This window comes from Flammeovirga sp. SJP92 (assembly GCF_001583495.1).
Lineage (GTDB): Bacteria > Bacteroidota > Bacteroidia > Cytophagales > Flammeovirgaceae > Flammeovirga.
On sequence record NZ_LQAQ01000071.1, the window covers coordinates 1 to 9565 of the forward strand.

Here is a 9565-nt window from a genome sequence, read left to right on the forward strand (position 1 = left end):
TCATTTAGGCGAGTGGAATGAAATTTAGCTTTTGACTTCTAAGCCTAGATTTTTTGCTTCGTTTTTCATCAATGGAAAAATGAAGAAGAAGGAAGCTTGAAAGTAGATTATAAAAAGTTGACGATAATTTACGTTAAGAGAGTACTTATGGACTATAAACTTGTAATTAGATTTCCTCCTTTCTTTGATATTCTTCCAAGGATTTAGTAGGTGTAATTACAGTTCCTCCTTCCCATAAATCAAGAGAGTTTGTTTTTTCCCTTTTCACTTTGATAATTTCTTTTTCTTTAATTTTCTCAAATTGCCCCGCTGTAATTTTCTGACGGTCTAATACCAATAGTTCTTTGGTTTCATTGGAGTTCATATGGAGGTTCGTTTTCACTTTAATTTCCTCCAATGTTTTATCAAACATAAAACGTTTTTGCTTTTTAAGAAGGGATAAGTTACGTTCCAATGAAAAAGAGACTTTAGCTTGATTATAGATGTATTTCACATAGTAACTCGTATCTCCTTTTTCAAAGATCACTCTTAATTTCTTATAGTTTTCTGAATATCCCACACCCAACAATTGAATGTGTTTACCTCTTTTCCCAGGGGCATATTCAGTGTCTATTTGTAGTAGGGCAAAAGTCTCAGAAGAGACGAAAATAGTCCCCTGGAAATTACCGCCTTTAGGAGTGAAAGAGATTTTATAAGCCACATCATCACCTATCATTGTAGCTCCTTCCAATTCATAATTGTACTTTCCTTTTTTGGTGATAAATTCCAAGTAATCACTATCTAAGTTTGTCACATTATTAAAGATCTCTTTGACACTGCCTTTGACATATTTCGTTTTAAAGTTGTAGTGCAGAGAATCAAAAACATCTGCATTTTCAACATTTAAAGAATCAGATTCATCATCGCCTTCATTAAGTTTTGTACCAATGATACCTGATTTAATTCTATAATAAACTTTTTCTTGCTCAAAAGAGTTCTCAATGTCTTCTACAAGAAAATTGAGCGATTTTTCTATTTCTTTATTGATATTATCAAGGGAACTCTCTTCTAGAGAAATGGATTTTTGTTGTACCAGTTTGTGCTCGTCTTCACCTGTATACCATGTATGCTTGCTGTCAATGTAGTTCACAAATTCATCAGGTAACATATCCATGATCTTTTGACTTTTCTCTCTGTCAATTTGATCAAAACTCGACTTTTTTAATTGGAAAGGGTTGTCTTTATTCATTGTAGTCTTGTTGAAACTATGAATGAACAGTACCTCTTTCATATTTTCCTTCTTATAATTTTCAGTAAAATTCTCTTCAACTTTACTCATGATATCTTTCACAGAAATATTTTTTGAAGTAATCACTACCTCATCAAGATTGATTACAAGGGGTTGAAGAGTTACATTTAAAGTTGTCTTTCTTCGAATACTTTTTACTAAAAAAGATTGGGGTGTATACCCTCCATAACTGAAAGTGATAGAGTCTTTATCACTTAAATTAGAAAGGTTGATGGTATAATTTCCTTCTTCATTTGAAACAGTACCTTTCCCTTTTTCAGTAAATAAAATATTGGTAAAAGGGAGCGCCTCTTTGGATTCTGCATCAGTAATTTGACCTTTTATAAACTCTTGAGCTAATAGATGATTAGAGAATAAAATACTTAAGAAAACGAATACAATTTTTTGTAACATAGATAGTTTGTTATTTTAAAAAGGATATGAGATAATTAATAAGATCGCATTATTGAATATCACTCAACGCTGAAAACACGCACTAGAATTTCCATTATTAATGATGATATCTACTCAACTTGACACTTGTGAAGGTGAAATAGTACAAACTTTTAGATGAATATAGTTATTTTTTGAAAAAAGAGATTTACTTTTTTATTAACATAAATAATATTAAAGCGAAATAAAATTATCCTTGCAACCTTTAAATTTTATCGTTGTCTTTATATATTGAGGTCCCACAGGGATAACTATTATTATCTATTATTAATGCTATTCTTTTGAAATACTATTCGCTCTTCATCACTTTAATTTTTTCACTATCACTCTCTGCCCAATCTTTGAATTCAAAAAAGACCCACGAAATTGATAGTCTAAGGAAAAAAATTATGCATCAGGAAGTCAATGAACAATATGTGAAAGACCTCTTGTCGCTCTGTACGCTCTATAATCAATCTTCTGATTTGGACTCCGCTCTCTATTTTGCGGATCAGGCTATCGATGTGGCCTTACAGATCAATGATCAGGAGGATTTACAGCAAGCGTATCATTTGAAGGGAGTAGTGCATTATTATCAAGCAGAGTATAGCGAAGCTTTAAAAGATTATTTTGAATCATCCAATATTGCGAAAAACCTTGGGGATACATCTGCTTGGAACGTTTCCATTCAGAACCTAGGAAAGGCCTATGAGGTGCAAGGAGAGCATGATAAAGCATATATTTACTATAAAGAAGGATTGGAACTGCTCAATGATTCTTCATCGGCACGTTTGAGAGCATTGGCTTACAGCAATATGGCAAACATTCTTTATTACAAGGAGCAATACGAAAATTCTTTAGCCTATCATAAAAAAGCAATTCAGATAAGAAGAAAGGAAAATCAGAAAAATGCATTGGCCTATTCCTACAATGATATCGCTATTGTATACAGAATTGTAGGAGAGATCAGCCAATCTTTACGTGCTTATAAAGATGCTTATAACATTCTAGACAACTTGGGTGATAAAAGAGGGTTGACTCAAGTGGCTAGTAATATTGCAGGGCTTTACATTGATATGAATAAACTTGATTCCGCTTTACATTACGCTCAAGAAAGTTATCAATTGGCCACCAATTTAGAAGCTAGACATGAATTAATGGGTGCTTCCTCTCAATTATCAGAACTTTATGAAAGAAAAGGGGATTATAAATCTGCTTTAATGTATGTCAGACAATCCCATTCTCTTTACGACAGTGTATTTACCCAAGAAAAAATGCGTGAGGTAGCATTGTTGGAAACTCACGTGAGATTCAAAGAACAGGAAGCAAGAAATCAACTATTGGAAGAGCAAAAGAAAGCACAACAGGCAAGTATGGACAAACAGCTAGTGGTTACTATTGCTTCTTTAGTGATTTCTTTCCTTTTGATTGGTGTGATTATGGTATTCATCAAAGAGCGTTTGAAACAACGTGAATTGACCAAAAGACTCACCGCAGCAAATGAACTTTTACAACATCAGCAAAGCGAATTGGCACTTAGAAATGAGGAAGTAAAAGAACATAATGAATTGCTCAATAATCTAAATGAAGAGAAGAATCATTTGATAGGCGTTGTAGCACACGATTTAAGAAATCCGTTAACTTCAGCTCTGACACTCTCTCAGCTTTTAGAAGTAGAATTGGATGGTGATAATCAAGATTGTGCCAAAGGAGTAAAAAATGCTTTGCTGAGAATGAATGAGATGATTACAAGAATCTTAGACGTGAAAGCAATTGAGGCAGGGCATATGAATTTGAATATGAGTTCTTTTGATATAGATGAAGTGGTAGAAACAGTTGTAGAAAACTGTGAGCATACCGCTAAGAAAAAAGATATCCAAATAATTCAGAAACTGAAGCCCGTTACTGTTTTTGCTGATCCAAATGGTGTAAGACAGGTACTCGATAACCTTTTAAGTAACGCTATAAAATTCTCACCAAAAGAAGAGAAAATTGAAGTGGAGGTAAAGATTTGCAGTGAGGAACAAGCAAGTGTGATTATTAAAGACAATGGTCCCGGCATTTCCAAATCAGATATGAAGCGTATGTTTGGGAAATTTCAGCGCCTTTCTGCAAAACCCACAGATGGGGAGTCTTCCACAGGTTTAGGGTTGAGTATTGCCAAAAAATTTATTGACGCCATGAAAGGTGATATTGTCTGTGAAAGCGAAGAAGGAAAAGGAAGTGCTTTTATCGTTAAAGTACCATTAGATGTTAAAAAAAGTGTTGCCTCCTAGCACCTTACTTTTTCGTTTTTGAAACTCTACTTGGGTTATTTGCAATAAAGGAAGACCATGATTTCTTCTTAGAAGTATTTACACCATTCTGGAAAATATGCGTAATAGCCACGCCCAAAGCATCCGTTGCATCAAACAACGACTGATCATCAATTTTAAACTTCAACAGCTTCTCAATCATATTGGAAACTTGCTCCTTAGAAGCATTTCCGTTCCCCGTCACCGCCGCCTTTACTTTTTTAGGAGCATACTCCGTAATCGGAATATCCCTCATCAGCGCCGCCGACATCGCTACGCCCTGTGCTCTGCCCAATTTCAAAGCCGACTGTACATTTTGCCCCACAAAAGGAGCCTCCAACGCCACTTCATCCGGAGCGTACTCTTCCAAAATAGAAGTAATACGTTCATGTATTTTTTTCAGCTTCAACGCATGAGAAGAGTATTTTTTCAAATGAATCACACCATACTGCACCAACGTTAGCTTTTGTCCTTTGGCCAAAATAAGACCATATCCCATCACCTGCGTTCCAGGGTCAATTCCTAATACTAACTTTTCTTTTACAGTGGCTAACATATCTCTTTTCTTCTTACTTTTTAAAAATACAAAGTAATGGAATTTAGCTTGAAGTTCATTGGAAGAGAAGTGAAAACTTGTTAGGAGATTAGTAATGGTTTTGGAATCAGGGGTTAGTTTTCAGTGAACTGAATTTAAATGAGAAGATTTTGTTCGTTCGCATCAAATAAGAAGAGCCTTCAATTTTGTTAATACATTTTACTTTACTAATTTGTTAAGAGCATGTTTGAAACATCTCTTTTAGTAAAAATTCACCCTTTCAGGATGTAAATTTATTAATTTCACCACTATAAAGTCGCTATTTTCTCTGGAATTAATTTCATCACAATCTAAAATGGATAATTTTCACTTTTAAATATGTACTCCAAACATGTTCTAATGAAATCAAATGTAAACTATTACTAATTAATTATGCTTAATTCTAAACATAGCTACGCATCTGCAAACTATTGGGACACAACAAATGCTACTCAATTCCCAGAAGAAGGAAAATCCTACATAAGAAATAAAGAAGATCTTGGAATTGCATTTAGTGGAGGGGGAAATAGATCAGCTCCACTAACATTGGGTTACCTAAGAACACTTCATAAAATTGGAGTTTTATCAAAAGTAAAATATATTTCTGCTGTAAGTGGTGGAGCTTGGGCCTCAGTTCCATATACTTTTTTGGATTCCTCAATTCAAGATGAGACCTTTTTGGGAGATTATATTGCCCCTGAAGATCTAGATGTAAACGATATCAAAAATATTGGCAAAAGTGAATATTTAACTGCTCCCGCTAACTCTGAAGTAATAGGTCACTTTTTTAGAAATCTTTTGGAAGGTGATGAATTCTTTGCAAGTATTTTAAATAAGATCTTTTTGACTCCTTTTTTCATAGGAAACAGAAAAAAGCTCTTTACTCTTGATCATGAAGAACGTGATAGAATTATTGCCAATAATAAGTCACTAAAGAAATCAGATTTTTATATAACAAAAGATAACCGCCCATTCTTAATTGTAAATGCAGCAGTTTCAAGATCCTTTATAACCGAGTTTAGTAGGTTTCCACTTGAAATTACCCCATTATATACAGGAGTTCCTAAACATTTTCCAAATGAAGGGGCAAATGGTAATTTAGGCCTGGGAGGTTGCTACATTGAATCATTTGCTTTTGACTCAGATGCACCAGAATCAATTGATACAGCCAATAAATCTTTTACAACACGTTTAAACAAAGAGAAAAAGAGATTTTCTTTGTCAGATGTCATTGCAGCAACTGGCTCTGCTCCTGCAGATATACCAATTATTGGGGAAATAGGATTTCCAGAATTTAAATATTGGACAGTTAAAGATGAAGATAACCCTAAATTTAGGGCAAAAGAGTACGATGTAGTTGATGGAGGTTATCTAGATAATACAGGTGTACTACCATTGTTATCAAGAAAGGTTAGTAAGATTATAGCTTTTATAAACACTAACACAGAAGTTCAATATGAAAAAGAGGAGATTGAAATTTCTAACATGATTCAATCATTCTTTTTGAAGGTTAAAGATAAATTAGATCGATATGATAATAATGTTTGTTTAACCCAGAATGGTAAAAGCAATGCTGAGATTGTGAAAGGCTTAAAGGATAAGTTTTACAACCTAAAGAAGCAGGGGTTACCACTGATTATAACAGATAATTATCAAACAATGGATAATCAGTTATTTGGTGTTGTGAGTGGACATTCTGTAGAGATTACATGGGTACATAATAGTTTAAATGAAAATTGGTTAGAGCAAATTAAAGACTATGATGTAAAGGAAACAGTTTTAAATGAAATTGAGAATAATAATTTTCCGCATTACGCTACTTTTTTTGAAAATTCTAGCGATATAATTGATTTGAAAAATGAGCAAGCGACTCTTTTAGCTCATTTAGCTTCGCATACAATTATGGAAAACGTCAAGCTAAAGGGAGATCAATCACCATTCTCTGTTTAATATTTAGTTCTGAAAAAATAAAAACTTTGTAAATCTGAACCCCTGCAATCTCTGAAATAAGAGTTGTGGGGGGTTCAATTTTTTATAATTGATTCGATTGACAAATCAGAAAGTATATGGGTTCAGTATTACGATTTAAATCAATGTACTTTGTTATTTAAGTTGCTTAAATACATTAACGATTTATCTTTTGTAGATCGAAATAATAATACAATCTAGTTGATGTTTATACAATGAATTTGTCTGACGTTATATAAATGAACCTCTTGAAATGGGATTCAAAATGAATAACTACAAATAGCAAACTGGGGGTTAAGAGAAAATCAATAGTGTATTTTCTATGTGGCAAACTTTAAATAGATGATTAAAACGGATAATGAATAAGGGTAAAATAATGAGCTTTATTAAGCTTGTCTTAAAGATAATAGTGACACTTCAAATATTTTTTTTTGTACTTGGATTTATCTTTTTCCTTATAGGAAGAAAGTATGATACTACTGAAATTTATGATAAAAGTATCATTTTAGATAATAAAGAGAACATAGAAGAAATAGAAGTCACTTTAAGAGATTTTCCTTTAAAGAGTGACGTTAAAATAGATTCAGTCATTAAAATTTATGAGTTTGAAAATTTTTTAAATTGTGTAAACATTTTTAATGATGAAGCTCTAGCAAGGAATAGAAATGGGATAAAATTAACAGATAAATGGTATATAAAGACTAAAATAAAACTATCTAATAAAGGGGCCATTTATATAGATACTGGTGTTATGACAAATGGAGTAGAAACTTATATAATCTCTAACGATTCATTGAATCGAAGACCTGATGAGTCCAATCAATGTTCTTGTTATAGAAAAGTGATACTTGATGAACTGAAGCTATAATTGTTCTGAGCGAGAACTCGTATGTACAATCCTTTTTGTCGTCATTAAGGAATAGTGCTAGGGCTTACATCGTGTACATAGTAGTACTTACAGTGTGTAAGTCCTTGGAGATGTATTATCAAATTACTGGAGGATAATAAAAACACAATAAAAATGAATATTTACAAAAGAACGATATTAAATGCAATATGTTTTGAGTATAATAAGCAAGGTTATAAAAAAGATATAGACAAAAAACATATTTTATATACAATTTTCATCACAAAATTAGTAGTATTTTTCTTTATGCTTTTTTTTAATGTATTTAATATTGTTGGATGGGGAATGTTTTTATTTGGTGATTATTTGATATATGGTTTTGTGGCTACTTTTCTTATTTATTACTTACCTTTTATTTTTGTTAGCTCAAAAGTAAAAGAATTTGATTTAGATTTTTTTGAAAAAAAAATATCTCCTAAGTCAATTAAAAAAAGAAGCAGATCATTTCTTATGAATTATATTATTGCCGTATCTATACCTTTTATTGAATTAATATTTGGTTTTTAGGTTTCTTCTAATGTTCATCGTGTTCAGCCGACAAGCATCACTTCGAAACTTTCCCACAGTTTAAGTTCGTAACTCATAACAGTAAAACAAGCCAATCTACCCTTACGTAGATTGGCTTGTTTGTATATTATAATTAGAATGTAGTTTGAAATAAGCATACCCCGAATAAAATCAATCCTTTTTGTCGTCATTAAGGAATAAAGCCATGCAAGTGCTAGGACTTACATCATGTACGTAGTAGCACTTACAGTGTGTAAGTCCTAGGACTCACACCCCGTAAGTCCCGGCATGTACAGTGTGTACGTGCCGGGATGTACGATTACAATACTTTATCTGCTAGAAAGAAGTTGTCCCATACTCATGGGAAAGAGGGTATCATAGTAATGGGAAAAGGTGTCCCCTCTATATGGGAAACTCTTTCCCATGTATAGGGGAATGAGCTCTCCCCTCTGAGACAAGTATTAAGTCTATACTTGTGTCTAACGATCGGGAAAGTCTCTCGACTTCGAGTTAACAACACAAAAATATTGAAGAAAGAAATATATTCCATAAATCCTTTTATCAGTAAAAAATGCTCATTAATTTGTGAAGTAGGGAGTCAACAGACTCCTTCAAAATATAGACACAAGTGAGAATTTTGTTATCAAACATCATGATTCTATAGTTGAATTATTCTCTGAAGCTTTTGGAGCTATGGGAAGACCTCCTTCTCATGACTCTGAAATAAAAAAAGGCTAGTAGAGTAGCTCAAGTTGTTAATACAATTAAAGGAATTTTATAGGATGAAAAAAACAATAGTAAAGATTATTAATATACCGAAACGTTTTAAGTATTACGATTATATTAATAATGCTATTGATGCAATGAATAAAAAGGAGTATAAAAAAATGGTGAATTATAGTAATGATGCCATCGAATTATTACCAATAATCAAACTTTATAACAATGATAAACTTATATCGCGTGCTTTTTTTTACAAAGGAGCAGGTCATATGTATTTAGGTGAACAAGAATTAGCCATAGTTAATTTAAAGTTGAGCTATAAAAAAGATAATTTAAATTTTGATACATGTAATTTTTTAGGCTATTTATTTATGGAAATTGATTATTCAAAATCACTTTTTTATCTTGAAAAATCTATAGAAATAGAAGCGAACTTCAAAGCATATTATCAATTAGGTCTTGTACAATCATCGTTAAAAAACTATGATGAGGCAATTACCAATCTAAAAAAATCTATTAGCTTAAATAATAATCACATGGCTTCTCATCTTATGTTGGGAATAATTTATTTTTCACAAAATGATTTAGATAACGCTAAAAAGAGTATTTTTAAACTTGTTGATATATAGTTACCCCACTAGTTTGGACTGTCTAAGTGGAAAAGATAATTATCTTTTTTTGAGAGATTCAGCTTCAAACCTTTTATTAAAACCCATTTTATGATTTGTCAAGGCTGGTCTGTGTTGCGCCTGCGGCAGACCATTCATCTTGGCCTTTACAACTCATAGAATGTGGTTTTTCTTTTGGTTTTGAGCTTGTGTCTCGGCGACCCTTCTCAAAGATATAGAAAGGTTTTTGATTATCAATTGAACTATGTCGTCTTTCGTGATTAT

Annotated in this window: 7 protein-coding genes; 5 read left to right on the top strand and 2 right to left on the bottom strand. The window is 32.5% G+C overall.

The window, feature by feature from the left end:
• Positions 1 to 166: 166 nt before the first annotated feature.
• Entirely contained in the window at positions 167 to 1681 is a 1515-nt protein-coding gene (locus tag AVL50_RS16850; protein WP_062617669.1) for a carboxypeptidase-like regulatory domain-containing protein, read from the bottom strand.
• Positions 1682 to 2109: 428 nt separating this feature from the next.
• Here AVL50_RS16850 and AVL50_RS16855 point away from each other — a divergent pair, with 428 nt between their 5' ends.
• Complete coding sequence (locus AVL50_RS16855) at positions 2110 to 3975, top strand: ATP-binding protein (RefSeq protein WP_062617670.1); 1866 nt, start codon at positions 2110 to 2112, stop codon at positions 3973 to 3975.
• Positions 3976 to 3979: 4 nt separating this feature from the next.
• Here the strand turns inward: AVL50_RS16855 and ruvC are convergent, their stop codons facing one another.
• On the bottom strand, positions 3980 to 4549 hold the full coding sequence (ruvC, locus tag AVL50_RS16860; protein WP_062617671.1) for a crossover junction endodeoxyribonuclease RuvC: 570 nt from the start codon (positions 4547 to 4549) through the stop codon (positions 3980 to 3982).
• Between the two features lie 411 nt (positions 4550 to 4960).
• On the opposite strand from ruvC, the gene AVL50_RS16865 reads away from it, so the two are divergent.
• From AVL50_RS16865 to AVL50_RS16880, 4 genes are all read left to right on the top strand, one after another.
• Positions 4961 to 6517, top strand: a complete 1557-nt coding sequence (locus AVL50_RS16865) for a patatin-like phospholipase family protein (protein ID WP_062617672.1) — start codon at positions 4961 to 4963, stop codon at positions 6515 to 6517.
• A gap of 376 nt (positions 6518 to 6893) precedes the next feature.
• Positions 6894 to 7403 (top strand): hypothetical protein, encoded by a 510-nt coding sequence (locus tag AVL50_RS16870; RefSeq protein ID WP_062617673.1) that lies wholly within the window; start codon positions 6894 to 6896, stop codon positions 7401 to 7403.
• 153 nt (positions 7404 to 7556) lie between these two features.
• On the top strand, positions 7557 to 7949 hold the full coding sequence (locus tag AVL50_RS16875; RefSeq protein ID WP_062617674.1) for a hypothetical protein: 393 nt from the start codon (positions 7557 to 7559) through the stop codon (positions 7947 to 7949).
• A 782-nt stretch (positions 7950 to 8731) separates the two neighbouring features.
• Complete coding sequence (locus tag AVL50_RS16880) at positions 8732 to 9301, top strand: tetratricopeptide repeat protein (protein ID WP_062617675.1); 570 nt, start codon at positions 8732 to 8734, stop codon at positions 9299 to 9301.
• Positions 9302 to 9565 lie beyond the last annotated feature (264 nt).